General features: G+C 59.4%; 7 protein-coding genes. 2 read left to right on the forward strand and 5 right to left on the reverse strand.

What is annotated here, in order from left to right; all coding sequences use genetic code 11:
• Positions 1–2: 2 nt before the first annotated feature.
• Genes SCLO_RS22985 through SCLO_RS13685 form a run of 5 tightly spaced genes read right to left on the reverse strand, consistent with a single transcriptional unit; the run spans position 3 to position 12,523 of the window.
• Positions 3–440, reverse strand: coding sequence for a hypothetical protein (locus SCLO_RS22985; RefSeq protein ID WP_123905516.1), 438 nt, complete (start codon positions 438–440; stop codon positions 3–5).
• Complete coding sequence (locus SCLO_RS13670; RefSeq protein ID WP_231923237.1) at positions 437–3,724, reverse strand: Eco57I restriction-modification methylase domain-containing protein; 3,288 nt, start codon at positions 3,722–3,724, stop codon at positions 437–439. Before SCLO_RS13670 ends, SCLO_RS22985 begins: the two co-directional genes overlap by 4 nt.
• Complete coding sequence (locus SCLO_RS13675) at positions 3,724–6,513, reverse strand: DEAD/DEAH box helicase (protein WP_066521279.1); 2,790 nt, start codon at positions 6,511–6,513, stop codon at positions 3,724–3,726. Before SCLO_RS13675 ends, SCLO_RS13670 begins: the two co-directional genes overlap by 1 nt.
• On the reverse strand, positions 6,510–11,666 hold the full coding sequence (locus SCLO_RS13680; protein WP_066521282.1) for a DEAD/DEAH box helicase: 5,157 nt from the start codon (positions 11,664–11,666) through the stop codon (positions 6,510–6,512). The genes SCLO_RS13675 and SCLO_RS13680 overlap by 4 nt, the downstream gene beginning before the upstream one ends.
• Positions 11,663–12,523, reverse strand: a complete 861-nt coding sequence (locus SCLO_RS13685) for a WYL domain-containing protein (RefSeq protein ID WP_066521286.1) — start codon at positions 12,521–12,523, stop codon at positions 11,663–11,665. Before SCLO_RS13685 ends, SCLO_RS13680 begins: the two co-directional genes overlap by 4 nt.
• A gap of 342 nt (positions 12,524–12,865) precedes the next feature.
• Between SCLO_RS13685 and SCLO_RS13690 the strand changes: the two genes are divergently transcribed.
• Entirely contained in the window at positions 12,866–13,843 is a 978-nt protein-coding gene (locus SCLO_RS13690) for an ArdC family protein (RefSeq protein WP_066521290.1), read from the forward strand.
• Complete coding sequence (locus SCLO_RS13695; RefSeq protein WP_066521292.1) at positions 13,840–14,238, forward strand: DUF2958 domain-containing protein; 399 nt, start codon at positions 13,840–13,842, stop codon at positions 14,236–14,238. The genes SCLO_RS13690 and SCLO_RS13695 overlap by 4 nt, the downstream gene beginning before the upstream one ends.
• The last annotated feature ends 75 nt before the right edge of the window (positions 14,239–14,313 follow it).

Raw genomic sequence — 14,313 nt, forward strand, 5'->3', positions numbered from 1 at the left:
CGTCAGGGCATCACTACGATAGTGTCCATTCCGGCAGATGTAATGTACTCAACATCAATCGGGTCGCGGTGATGTCGGCCAAGGTTTGCAAACCCTGCGGGATCAACGATCACATACCCCTGCGACGCAAAACCACCAGACTGTCGAACATTTCCTGAGTAAGTAACTACGAATGTTCGACCAGGAAACACGATTGGATTGGAGTAGCCTATCGCGTTTAGCCACACGACGGTCACTAGGCGCGAGTAAGGCTGAGGCGGCCTATTGGCTACTGCTGCAGCTCTCAGGTAGGAGTCCAAATTTTGATATCCGCCGGCCAAGTCCATTCCTGTGACCCGCCTTTTGAGGCGGTTTAACTCGCCTGTGTCTTTGACCCGGATTCCCATTGTATTGCCGTCATTGCCCTGATCCCAGATTTTAAATTTATTTGGCATCTTCATCTCCTCATCAATACCGCTTCCGGCAAATCCAAATCAGCTAAGAATCCCTTTTTCATGGTCATTGCACCGCCTCCGAGCGCATTGCCACCGAGTTCGTCTTTCATTTTATCAAGAACGAGATCGGAAAGAAGATAATCAAGAAGAAACTGAAGCCTAGAAATATTGTTAGACTCGTCAAATACCGAGAACGTCGCAACTGCCCCAATATCTGTGCCATATTCGTCAAGATAAGCTTCCAAAATAGGCGAAAGACCGGCGATAAGAATTTTCGGACGTTTTGAGTTTCTGACTCGCTTATTTATAGAATTTGGCAAGAGGTCACTCTCCAGAAGTCGCGGAAATTTATAAGATTTCTTGAGATAACGACACTCATCCCTCCCCCAGAAGCAAGCTCGGGGGTCTATCAGGCCGGTCGTAATCAGCCTTTGGCCAGCACCAAATTCGTCATCAATGATTGCTTCTCTGATATCGTATGCGTCTGCGGTCGTCATGCTACCAGCAACATCAAAATGATCTCCTAGCCTTTCCCCTGTTGCCGCCACAATCTTTCTATCCGCCCAGACAGAAGAAACTATAGACCACCAATTGTTCGAGAAATCCGAACTAGTTTTCCACTGAATATCTCCAATATTACTCCTACTAACCTTTACGCCACCATCGTTGCGAAGGGTCAACAAAGCGATGTCTATCGTAGCACCAAAAAAAAGATCTCTTTCCGGTGGGCAATAGATCATTGAAGGCCTCAGTCGGCTGTTAAGGGACTTTCGAAGCTCTTCCGTTGTCGGACTGTTTAAGATAATTCGAGGTAAGACTAAACCCGACGAACCAGCAGGGCGCGCTACATCCGAAACTAGACTCAGAAATCTCGCTGAAAGGTCAGCTGCACCTTTGACGCCTGATGTTCGAAATTTTATGGCTTCGAAATCTCGTGCATTTGATAACTCATTCTCAATCGCATTGGCGAAGGGTGGATTGCCAAGCACGACATCGAAACCTCCCTTGCCGATCATCACCTCTGGAAAGGCCAGCGGCCAGTGGAAGGCGCGAGCATAGCCCGCCGCTTCGACTGCGGCTGCCTCGAGCGGACCGTAAATCTGCCCTCCGCCAAGTCGGGTGCGCAAATGCGACGTCGTCGGCACCGTCACGCTGTTGGCGTTGGCGGGCACGCCGCCCTTCTTGGGCAGCAGGAACCCGGCGATATAAAGATCGCAGGCGACCTTGGTGGCATAACGCTTAGGATCAGCCTCCCACGCGGCAAAGCGGCGGCGCTTTTCTGCAATCTGAGCCACGCTGTCTTCGGGCAGATGGCGCAAGTCATCCATCGTCGCGGCCAGCCTGGCCGGGGGCAGCGTGCCGCCGCCGCCGATGAAATCGAGCGTGCCCTGGCCCTTCTTCTCATCCTTGTTGCGCTTGGCGAAATACTTCGCCGTATCCTTGTCGTCGCCGGTCAGCGGCTTGTAGGCATCATCGGGAATGCCCTCATCCAGCGCCTTAAGATCGAACACGCCCAGCAGGCTATCCCCGCATTGAATATTGGCATCAAGGAAGCCCAGCGGCTTGCCCGGCTCCACCGATTCAATCCACAGCGCCACCTTGGCCAGCTCAATCGCCATCGGGTTGCGGTCTACCCCGTGGATGCAGTTGCGCACCACATCGCGCATCGCCGCATTGTAATCGGGCGCATCGGGATTGCGCAGCTGCGCCACCCGCGTCGCCATTCGACGTGCCGCGCCCAGCAGGAAGTGGCCTGATCCGCAGGCGGGATCGATGACGTTCAGCTCAAGGATGGCGTCCGCGCCGCCTTCTGCCTCGGCCCGTTCCAGCACCGGATCGAGTGCGCTGTCGAGCAGGCACTGCACCAGACTGTCCGGCGTGTAGTAGCTGCCCGAAACCTTGCGTGCATTGCCACGCGCTTCTGCGCCGCCCGCAAATTCGAAGGTACGTCCGTCGTCCTTGCGTGTGGGCACGAGTTCGAGCAGCCCTTCGTACACGCTGCCCAGTTCCTCGGTCGCCATATCGCGCCAGTTGATCCGCACGCGGCGGCCATCCTCGATCAGCCAACCCAGCTTGAACGCAGCGGCCAACAGCGCGCGGTTAGGGATTTGCGCAGCGTCGAGATCGGGCGTGAGCGAACGGTCGAACAGGCCGCCGAGTGCCGGGAGGCCCAGCAGCTTCTCGCCACGTTCCAACGCGCGGAACGTGACCTTCACGCCCTCCCAGGCATCATGGTGATGATCATGCGCGTTGCGGCGTGTCGACCGGTCTCTGGCCCAAGCGAAACCATAGTTGTTGCTGTAGAGGTCGCGCACCGCCTTGGGCGTTGCAGGCGGGTGCAGCAGGTCGCGGTCTTCGGCTACGCCAAGGAAGATCAGGCGATAGACCACGCGCAGCAACTGTTCGAACAGGTGCGGCATGGTCAGCTGGTTGGTATCGAGCCGTTCCCGGATGGCGGGATTGGCATCGAGGATGCCTTGCCCCAGCGCCATCAGCGCTTCCTCGACATTGACGCGCAACCGCTCACGTGCGGACGTACCCGCCCGCATGCCAGCCTCGCGCCAGCGTTCTAGCGCGCAATCGCTGGCCGCCGCGCCCTCGGCTCCAAAACGGCTCGCGTGGATCAGCAGCCACAGCGCCGCGAAATCGGCGAACATCTCGTCGCGGAAGACCGCGCCAAGGTCTGCCTCGATCCATGCAGGCCGGGTCAGGCTGGCATTGTCACGCATCAGCCGCACGCGGTCGCCCGCAAAAACGAGGCCCCACAGGAAATCCGGGTTCGCGTTCAGCCAGTCCTGCAACAGGACGGTCGGCGAACGGCGCGCAATGCGGCCGTCGGCACCATCGCCGAACTCGGGAAGCGCCCGGGCAAACCCGTCGCCAGCCTTGCCCTTGTCGGCCGGTGCCGGAGGCGCGATGACCACGGGCACACGCCCACCCTTGGCTTCCCATGCAATGGTGAAGCGTCGATCCTCGCGCATGTGGTGGTGCGGCCCGGTCAGTTCAAAGCCGAATGCCTGCTCGAGCAGATTGCGGGCGAACTCCGCCGTCTGCTGCATCGTCGGCTGTTCGAGCCGTGCGTAACCCTGCCAATGGGCCTGGGCGATACGGAAATAGCGCGTGATCTCGTCGCGCAGGCCCGTGCCCTTGGGGCAGCCATAATCAGCCGCAGTCTTCTGGTCGGGCGCGGCAGAAGCGATGGCCTGAACCTGATTGGGTGCAATCAGTCCGCCTTCGATGGTGAGCGCGGCAAAGCCTGTGTCACTTGCGCGTTTGGTGGGCCGGGACATCAGTTGACCTCCGGCAGAAGAACATAGAGGCCAATGATATCCGCAGGGAGGACCGGGGTCACCTTGACGGTCGCACCGCCGCCTGCCGCTTCGGTCAGACGCAGATGATCGTGAGACAGGGCTTCACCCCTTTGATGCGCGAAAGCCTCAATGGCCGGGCGATAAGCGGAGAGACGCTCATGCGCGGCCTCGATCTGCCTAATACGGGCGCTTTCATCCATGTTGCTTGATGCCTCGGCCTCAAGCAGCGACAGCGCGCCTTCGGCATTGAGCGCGACATCCTGACCGAGGCCAGAGAAGGCAAGCCCTGTAGCCTCTTCGGCCAGCAGCAGCCGGTTCAGACGTCCGCTCGTCACCAGCTTGTAGCGCAGCCGCAGGACGAGCAGCGTCGTCATCTGGGTGACCGCCCGGGTCCGCCAGACGCCGGCGCGGCCAAGGGCCTTGCCGTCTGCGCCAGCAGGATCGAGTGCGCCTTCGGCGAGTGTTTCTGCCAGCACCGCGACGATAGGATGCACTCGCCCGACATAAGTGATGCCGGGAAGTGGATCATCCTCAAAGCTGATCCGCCTTGTCCCTTTAAGCCCGCGCTGCTGGAGCCGTTCGCGCATAATGTCAGGCAGGAAATCGGTGTGCAGAAGGGAGTGACCCTTTGAAGCCTCAAGCGGGGCCTGCACGCGCTTCAGAGCCCGCTCTGTGAAACGGGAGACTTCTTGCGGGCCTCCGTTGAGCGCCCGCATCTTGCGCCATTCGGGCAGCACTTCATCCGGCTTCAGCGCGCCTTGTGCATAGCGTGCGCGGCTGGCTTTGGCGCCTTCCGCCGTATCGCGCCATTGGCGTTCGAACAGCTCGGCCCCCGGGCCGAAATCAAAAGCCATCTGGCTGCGCGCGCTACCGCCGCGATGAAGCAGAACCGCCTGCATCAGCGCCGAAGTCACGCTCTCCTGATCCTCCGGCATCGGAACGCTGACGCCGGTAGCCTTTTCGATGGCTTCAGCTTTGCGCAGGATCACGTTGAGAACGGCACCGTCGATGGGGCTGTTGTCGCCATACATCATGATCGAGCGCACGACCTTCGCCCGCTGGCCGAACCGGTCGACCCGGCCTTCGCGCTGTTGGTGCCGTGTCGGGTTCCAGCTGAGATCATAATGGACCACCGCATCGAACAGGCTCTGGAGGTTGATCCCCTCCGACAGGCAGTCCGTCGCCACCAGGATACGGTTCTCATGCGGCTCCAGCGCATCCACCCTAACCCGGCGTTCGTCGGGTGCCAGCGTGCCAGTCACCACCGCGATCTGATGTTTTGGGAAGATTGTACGCAGCGTTTCCCCCAGCGCCTCTGCCGTTGCAATAAAGCGGCAGAAAATGACCGGTTTCACGCCGTCCTTCAGCAAGGGACGAAGTTCGGCAACAAGCTGCCTCACCTTCGGATCGTCATCACGCCTGCTGCACAAGGTTTGTGCAAGGTCGATCAGACCGCGCAGCGCAGCTCCCTCTTCGCCATGCTCACTCGCGGTCGCGGGTTCTACATCGCTGTCATTGAGCACGCCGTCCTCAGCATCGAAGACCACCGGCTCGATTGCTTCCTCCTCAGCCATCCCGCCCAGCCGATTACGCAGGGCACTCAAGGCCGCAGCGGGCGATGAGCCAACGCAGCGCATCAGGGCCAACGTTCCCCAGAAGGCAAGGCGACGATGGCGCTGATCGGACCCGGCGCGCTCGGTCACCGACAGGCAATAGTCCAGCACAGCATCCTGAAATGCCGCGAAGTCTCCTGTCAGCGTGAACGGCGCTTCCTTGGCCTCGTGTTTCGCAAAGGCGCGCTGTTCGTCCCAGCCGTCCTGAATGTCTGGGCGGCGACGCTGTACAAAATGCTGCGCCAGACGTCGGGCGTAGCGCTCTCGGGCATTGCTGTCGCCCGCATCGGGGCCGCCCTGCAGATCCTTGTGCACAAGGCCAAGCAAGCGATCGTAGGCCACAGTGTCGCCGCTATGTGGCGTGGCTGTGAGCAGGAGCAAGTGCCGCTCGCCTTCTGCGGCAAGTCGCTCAAGCAAATCGTAGCGTTGATGCTTGCCACGTTCGTTGCCGACGCAGGCATGCGCCTCATCGACAATCACAAAGGGGGGGCACGCCCGAGCAAAATCGTCCCGGCGACTGTCGGCCTTGATGTAGTCGAGACTGACGACCGTAAAGGGATAGGCCTCGAAGAGGCTTTGTGAGGTGGGCAGCCCGCGCTCAAGACCGCGCGCCCTAGCAGCAGTTACAGCAACCGCGTCGATATCGAACTTTTCGCCAAGTTCGCTAACCCATTGGTCGACGAGATGCGGCGGGCAGAGCACGGCAAAGCGATCAACGATCCCGCGATCCAGCCATTCGCGCAGGATCATACCCGCCTCGATGGTTTTGCCTATGCCGACATCGTCTGCGATCAGCAGCCGAGCAACCGATTGCTTGAGTGCCATCATGAGCGGAACAAGCTGATATGCGCGAGGCTCTACCCCGAGATGGGCCGCGCTTCGAAATGGCCCAGCCCCGCGGCGAAGCGACAGCCGTAAAGCATCTGCCAGCAATCTGGCTCCATCCTGTGTGTCCAGGCGATCCGAGGTCGGTGCGGCAAAGCTTGCGGCCGAAACTGGAGATGTTTCCAGCGCGGGTGCAATCAGCTGAGCGTCATCATCCGTGCCCGACAATGGCCGCACATTGAGCAACTCTTCCGACGGGGAAGGCAGAACAATCCATTCGCGGCCACGCGCGCGCACCATGTCTCCGGGAGAAAAAACAATCGCGTTCATGCGCTAATTCCCAAAGCTGCAAGGAGTTCGTGCCTAGCCTGCTCATCAGGCGTCAGGGGCAACGATATGATGTCGAGAATGCCAAGCGCAGAAGCTTCAGCCACCAGACCGGGTGTCGGGCCGCCAGGCACTGCGAGGACGCCTCGCGCGGGCCAGAACAATTCCTGCACCGATCCGTCGATGGTGATCGCCGAAGGTGTTGGAACACCCCATTGCTCAACTGAGGCCAGCCATGGATGCTCCGTTCCAGTGTTTTCCAGCCCAACTTCAGTCGCATGTGCGAGCTTGCAAAGGACTTCGATCACCTGTTCGTGACGGCGATCAATCAGCTCGTGATCAGGCTGATTGAAATAGGACAGGATGCAGCGATAACATCCGGCAACGCAGGCATCATCAGTCTCCAGCATATCGGCGGGCTCAAATGGCTCGCGATAATGCATGAGTGTGAGCGCCACCTGAGCGACTTCGGCGACCTTTTTGGGGTCAGCCACCAGCCGGTTCAGCACGCCAGCGCCGCCCTCGGTCGCCTCATATAGAAGAATGGCATTGCGAATGTCGCGGCTCGGCAAAGATTCGCCGAGAATTTCACCCTCTTCCAGCTCGAAAACCAGCTGTGTGCCGCGAATAAACGCGTGCTGGAATGTCGCCATTTCCTCCGTGCTGAAGGATACCTGTGGTTGCAACAACAGTGCGTTTTTGTGATCCTCGACCATCGGGACGATCCGCTGCGGCTTGGCCTGGGTCGGATCGCCCATGCCATCATCATCGTCACCATTGGCAGGATCTTTCAGCCATCGTCCCGAATTGGGGTCGATGAAGAATCCGCAGATCGATTTCGATTTTCGCCGCCGCAGCCCCTTGTTGATGCGCGAGAGCTTTGTTGCTGCGCCATAATCCAGTGTCAGTAAGTCCTCTCCAGCGTGACCAAGCACCGTGGATCGGATGTCTGGCGCACCATTATGGACTGGCCACTGAAAGACCGTCTGGATCTCGAAACCGCGGCGTTGACGATCCTCGTCATTGGCCGTGATTCGCTCAGCTGGCGCCGTCTCGACATTGTCGATGCGGAACACGGTATCGAGCCGCTCCGCACCACCCAACGAAGTGTGGCACGCGTGGCAACGTTCCTGAAGCTCGTCGGTATGCGCAGCTCCGCACTCAGGGCACAGGATCAGTGTCGACGTCGCCAGCTGTCCGTTGTCCATTCGGCCCTCGGCGGGGAGTTTTGCCTTGGTTACGCGGTAGGCCCGGCCTTCATGATAGATCATGCTGTTCGGACCGAATTCGGCGATCGCGAGGAAGCGCGGACGTTGCAAAACCGCGCTTTTGGCAGCCGGGATGAAGGCGTAAAGCGGGAGACGGGGGAAGTTGTAGCCCGGCAGAAAGCCCTCGGTGGCGAGGTAGCGATAGGTATAGAAGTCCGAACTGTTGGATGCCTTCCCGCACTCAAGGATCTCAAGCTCTCTGGATGCATTGCGATACCGACCGGCTGCTGCAGTTCTCTCCCCGGCCTTCAGACCCACCTTATTCTGGATGGCGTGAGCCAGTTCCTGTTCGCGGCGCGCACTGCTGTGCAAATTGCGCCAGCGATCGAAGGCCTCACTCAACGAGGCTAAGGCCTCCTTGTCGGTCCGCTCGACAAAGGCATCGACGTCCGCAAGCCAGGGTGCATCTCGAAGATTGACTGCAGGTAGCATGGAATCGATGAGGCGGCGCAGGATTGGCTTGGCTGCCCCACTTGCTGCAAGCACCTGTAAGCCGTCGTTGATTTCTACCGTCAACGGCTTCCCATCTCCGCCCATGTCCAGGTTTTCCGGAATGGAGGATTTCAGCGGCACATTGGCTGCAGCAAGCCATTCGGCGTGGAGGTGGCTACGCAGGAGGTCCTGATTGGCGAGATCAAGCGCTGGCGGTCGCACGGCGCCTGCAACCACAGCCTGTTGATCCGCAAAATAATATTGATCGTGGGGCGATTGGGCAGCGCAATAGACAACGATCAACGCCGCTTGCCCGCTACGCCCCGCTCGGCCTGAGCGTTGGGCATAGTTGGCGGGAGTCGGAGGCACGTTACGCAGGTAAACAGCATTCAATGCGCTGATATCGACGCCAAGCTCCATTGTCGGTGAGCAGAACAGAGCAGGAAGGAAGCTATTCGGCTCACCTTGCTCTCGCATTTGCTCAAGATTGGTTTTCAACCTTTCACGATCCGGCTGCTCAAAGCGGAAGCGATCTTCCCGCCACGCCCGTACTTCCTGATCGACCTGTGCCGTGTGTTCCCTGGCCTCGAAACTGTAGGGAAGATCGCCGGGATGGCTGAGCATGTCTGCGACCTGCTCGTACAAATCCCGGAAGAAAAGGTTCTGCCGCTTGCCATCACGACGTGCGTCAGCAGGGATCAGGCGGATTGCTGTCGGCGCCATGCGCCATGCCGGCGCCTCATAACCGACATTGACCCGTCGCACGAACTGATGGGCCTCGGCAGCCTTCAGCAAGGTCTCGATCAGTTCGTCATACTCTTTCGCCGGAACCTGTTCGTTGTTCCAAAGCTTAGGATGGCGCAGGGCTTTGCCGAGCTTGCTCTGGCGGCCAGCCCGCAGAATCAAGGCTGCTTCAGAAGCTCGTATGGTGCCGCTTCGAGGAGGCGAAATCATCAGGAAACCACACTCCCGCAGCGTGTTTTCCTCCTCCCTGTCGATAGCCCACGGAAGCCGCAGGCGGTTGCGTGATACTTCTGCCGATTGCTTCACCTTGCCCCGGTCAAGCGCGTCCGTTGCAACCGCGAGACCCTGCCGCATCTGATCGAACAGGATTTCGAACAAATGACGTCTCTGGTCTGGCGTTGCCGACGCCAGGCGCGGATTGCCGGCAAACTCTTCGTCGTCGCCAATCAGATCATCCAGCCCCGGGAAGTGCGCCGTGACCAGACCGACTTCTTCCAGATTGGGATTTGTGTAACGCCACCCTCTGCGCAAATCTGCCCAAAGCCGGTGAGCCAAAACTTCGGACAGAGCCTCTTGGGCCTCCTGCCGGTTTTGGTAGCCCTTGGCGTTCGGATCGAGCATCCATTCGCCAAGGCGTTCCTTATCGTCGAGGTCGAAGCCCAAGGCCAACCGCACGGCCTCACCAAACTTGTCTGCCTTTAGCCCCTGGGGACCGGCATTCCTGACCGCCCGCAGGATCGCTGCACGCAGAAGGGTGACAAAGATAAAATCATTGAAGTGACCTGCCTGAAGCGCTGCGTCTTGCCGGTTGTCGGTGAAGCCGAGCAACTTGCGGGTATGCGGGTGGAGCGACCCATCCCGCTCCATCCATGCCAGAATGGTAGCAACGATCAGGGTGGTAGCCGAACTTCGTCCTTCAGCGGACAGACCGGCCAGCTTGTTGATTTCACGCGCTTGTGATGCTGGCTGATGACCGCATTCCGGGCAGAAGCGGTACTTTCCTGAAAAGAACCACGCCGGGATGCCCTCGTCGCCAAAGCTGCCGTCCGGGCGCACCATGACAAGCCGCCCTTCATGCTTTCCGCGATGCGCGGACTTCAGACGAATCTCACCGCTTGCCGTAGGCTCCAGCCATTCGTCAGGATAGTCATCCGGACTGCCTGCAAACCGGAAACCTGCGTTGACCGCAGGCACCAGATAACCCGTTTCCGTGCCATCAGGCTCTGCCTCGTCGCGGGCAGCCTCATCAATAGAGCGAGCAATGACGCGATGCGCGCCATCAGCATTCGTGATGGACACGCTATGATGTTCCTGACCGCATTCGCGGCAGAAGAACAATGGGTAAAGGCGTGCCTCAGGGTCATCGGGATGGAACTTCTGTCCCTCGAGACTGACCCGACGCTGTTCGGATGGTTCTAATGTCGAATAAGCTTGACCGGCGCCAGAAATGAAACGGTGAAGTTTGAACGCAAGAAAGGCCCTTGAAGAAGTCCCTCCGCGCTCACTCTCTGGCTTGCCCATCATGGCAAGCATATCCGCTATCGCGCGACTGCAATCCTCTTCGGATGCGCCCGTCTGAAGGCTCAATGCTTGCGCTGCAGTGGTAAGGGTCATCGGCTTTCGGCGCCGCAGCTTCTCGGCGTCGTCGAGACCGACCTGAGTCTCGATCCAGCACGCCAGCGGATGAAGCGTGAGATCAGCATCCGTGAGACTGCCGGCAAGCGGCTGCAGCACAGCCTGGCGAAGCTGTTCGCCCAGCGTTTCTGCCTTGATTGCGGGAGACGTGGCGCGGGCGAGACTTTCATCGATGATACTACCAACACCGATAGACTGCCCAAACAGCTTGGTCGCAACTTCGGCAACTGCTGCCGCTCTCTCGGCTTCGTCGGGCGAGCTCGACATGGTGGCTGACGTGCCGATGCAGATCAGATCTTTCGATGGCGTGAGGCGCTGCTTTACGCGCCGAACCAGCATGGCGACATCGGCGCCTTGCCGACCACGATAGGTGTGAAGTTCATCGAGAACGAGGAAATCAAGGTTCTGGGCGTTGTCTATGACCGCCCGATCAAGGCGCTCCTGCCGAGTCATCAGCAGTTCGAGCATCATGAAGTTTGTTAGCAGGATATCGGGCTTGTCCCGCGATATCTGTTGACGCTCTTCATCCGTTTCCTGACCGGTATAGCGCGCGACGGTAGGACGCAGATGCACCGGCAAACCAGCATCATCGACAAACTTCCGGATCTCTCCCAGCTGCGAATTTGCCAACGCATTCATCGGATAAATGATGATAGCCTTGGTACGCGGGGCTTCCCCGGCCTTCTTTGCCCGGACGATGGCATCCACGATGGGCACGAAAAAGCACAGTGATTTACCCGAACCTGTTCCGGTCGTGACAACGAAGCTCTCACGGTTCCGGGCTTTCGCAACGGCCCGTTCCTGATGCCGATGCAGGCGAATCGGTGTTCGATCCGGTCCAGCGGCGAAGATCGACGCCAGTTCTGGCGCAACGTCACCCGATACGACCAGCTCATCGATCGATTTTCCGGCCTCAAAGCGTGGATTGATCGTGATCAGGGGGTCGGGCCAGAAACGGCCCTGCTCATAGATGGACCGGACCTGCTGATCGATTTCCAGCGCACGGATGGCAGAGAAAGAACGAGCGAACGAGGCATATCGGTCAACGAGCGCTTTATCGAGTTCGAAGATATTCACGCAGCCAACTCCCTGACGGATTCGCCATTCAGTAAAACAATCTGCTGGTCCTGCGGAGCGCGAGCCGCAGGGTCCGTATCAAGGCCCAGCCGCCGCAATGCGTAATAAAGGAGCGCACGCCGAACGGTGATGCTGACCCGACCTTCGTGCATCCCGTAATCTAGCTCAATCACGCGCTTCTGGTTCGGACTGAGGTCGGGGTGAGGGCCGATCTCCAGCGCCACCATCTCATGCCAGGCTGCATCGGATAAAGGCGATGAAGATGACGGCCTTGTATGGCGTGTCTCGATCACTCTGGAGACAACAAAATCCCGGAACTCGCCACTCTTCTCGCAGAAGGATCTGGCGTGCCATCTGAACCCATCAAAAGCGAGGGCATGAGGGGCTACCCACCGCCACTGCGGCTCCGGCGACGCCATGGACTGATACAGTATTTCGACCGCTTCTTTCCGCCGGGCAGCAATCACAATCGTGCGCAGTATCTTCGGGTCTACCCCGCGTGCTGGCGCAGGCGGAGCGTCGAATGCAGGCAGACTGCCGATCCAGGAATCATGGCTCGCGACAATCCCTTCCGCCACAGAACGCACCTGGGACAGATAGCTTGTGGCGTCTGGCTTGAGAAACAGCGGAATGAAACCGGATGAGCGGACATAGGTTTTGCCGCTCTTGTCGTAGACCATATTGTCCGGTGCCAGTGCGATGTAGCGGTTCAGGTCACCGGATGCCTGATTGGGTGAGACGCCAAACTGCTCAATCAGATCACTTCGATTGACATGACCTTCCCAGAACAAACGGAACTCGATGAATTGGAGCTTTTGCTCCACGCCCCATCGTAGATTTGGCTTGTCTCCGGCCATGGCGCCCCCGAATCATTTTCCGGAACCTTCCAGAAACTTGATGTATCGATATCTAGGTCAGCCCGGTCCATACGTGCAAGTAAAAGTTTGTCGTTCCACGAAATTTTGGATGATTTTTTATATCCCAATACTGTTCGCATTCTGTTCAAAATTGCCCCGAGCAAAATTGCCGCATTCTAGGGGAAAGCATTCCCCTGCTGCCGAGCCCACCGGTCTCATCAGACCCCTTCGTGCGGGACTGCCGCCCCGCAACGCCCCGCGAGAGGAAGAGAGCGGGATTGTCCCGTGACGGGCTGAGAGCGGCGAGAGAGGCTCGCTGCGGGTCCGTCGCGGAGACCTGCCATGGCGCAACGACATGTTGCCCGCTCAAACCCTGAGCGAATCAATCTTTACCAGCAAATCACCGACCGGATCATCGCTGATCTCGAGGCTGGGCGCGTCCCATGGGTTCAGCCCTGGGGAACGGCCAATGCCGGCATCGGCATGCCGCACAATGCTGTCAGTTCCCGTCGATACAGTGGCATCAATGTGCTTACCCTCTGGCATGCCGTCGTCTCCCGAGGCTTCTCAAACCATGCGTTCCTGACGTTCCGGCAGGCTGCGGCCTTGGGGGGCTCGGTGCGTCGCGGCGAACGCGGTGTCGGTATCATCTACACCCGCCGCTTTGTGCCCAGCAGCGAACGTCGCCGAGCGGATACCGAAGGCACCGCAACCAGTGGCGGGATTCCGTTCCTCAAGCATTTCACGGTGTTCTCGGTCGACCAGTGTGACGACCTGCCCGAACATATCTGTCTCCCACCGCCGCCCATCCCGGATGGCCTGATCCTGCCGCACGCCGAGGAACTGATTGCCGCGACGGGCGCCGATTTTCGCATCGGTGGCCCGTCCGCTTATTACAGCCCGGGGCATGACTATGTCGCCGTGCCGCGGCCCGACGATTTCCATGAGCCGATCAACTGGCATCGCACGGCTTTTCACGAACTGGGCCATTGGACTGGCCATGCCACCCGACTTGGCCGCGATCAGATAGGCAGCTTCGGCTCCAAGGACTATGGCCGCGAAGAATTGGTCGCGGAAATGGCCGGAGCCTTCATCTGCGCAGCGCTCGGGATTGTGCCAAGCGTTCGCCACGCTGATTACATCGGCTCGTGGCTCCAGATTATCCGGGAAGACAATCGCGCCATCCTGCGCGCCGCCAGCGCTGCCTCCAAGGCGGCAGATTATATCCTCGCCTGTCGTGACACTGCATCGACTGGCCTTGATGTCGCTGGTGAGGACGAAGTCGACGGCTTCGAGCTAGAAGGGAGGCTGGCGGCATGAACCTCCTCACCCCCGAAATCCGTGCGGCCTTGCTCGCGAACATGCTCGCGCGCCGCAATGCGCAGGCACAAGGCGAACGAGAGCCTGATCCGGTTCCCGTTGTCCGCTTCTTCAATCCGCTTGGCGCGGCCACCTGGCTTGCCACCGAACTCGACGAGGACGACATCCTGTTCGGCCTTGCCGATCTCGGCCTTGGCTGCCCTGAACTCGGCAGCTTTTCGTTGCGGGAATTGCAGTCGCTGCGCCTACCGTTCGGCCTCGGTATCGAGCGGGATATCCTCTTCGACACCGCGTTGCCCATATCGGCCTACGTCGCGGCAGCCCGTCAGGCGGGTTCGATCCTGGGAGCTGAAAAGCAGCTGAGGGAACGCGCCGTGGCAGAAGGGGATGGCTGAAGTCTGGTAGCCTGGCGGCCTGCCAGATCACGGGTTGGTCCGCCTGCGGCGGCCCCAGAGGAAGAGGAAGGCCAG

Source organism: Sphingobium cloacae (assembly GCF_002355855.1).
In the GTDB taxonomy this organism is placed as follows: Bacteria; Pseudomonadota; Alphaproteobacteria; order Sphingomonadales; family Sphingomonadaceae; genus Sphingobium; species Sphingobium cloacae.